The organism is Bacillus sp. SIMBA_008 (assembly GCF_046535495.1).
In the GTDB taxonomy this organism is placed as follows: domain Bacteria; phylum Bacillota; class Bacilli; order Bacillales; family Bacillaceae; genus Bacillus; species Bacillus subtilis.
This window is the reverse complement of the sequence record NZ_JAWRWL010000706.1, coordinates 1-260: the sequence shown is the minus strand read 5'-3', so window position 1 is coordinate 260 and position 260 is coordinate 1. Positions and strand designations below refer to the sequence as shown.

Genomic DNA, 260 nt, shown 5'->3' with positions numbered 1-260 from the left:
TCGCAATCTCCAAAACCAGGAACGCCGTTAAAAGAAGGAGATAAAGTGACGATTATCATCTCAGAGGGGCCTAAGCCGAAAGTAACGAAAACAGTGAAAGTGGATAATATTTCTATTCCGTATGAGTCTTCTATAATTGGTGAGAAAAAACCGCAAACAATAGAAATTTATAAAGAAGATATGCAACAAAAAATGGATAGACCAATTGAAACTAGAACAATTTCAGAGTCGGCAACTATTTCTTTAGAATTTGTAATTCA

At 34.6% G+C, this 260-nt stretch carries 1 protein-coding gene; it reads left to right on the top strand.

The genetic code is table 11. The features are described 5' to 3' along the window. Window positions 1-260, top strand: a 260-nt coding sequence (locus SB658_RS25075; RefSeq protein ID WP_410603124.1) for a PASTA domain-containing protein, incomplete at both ends; no start/stop codon positions are given.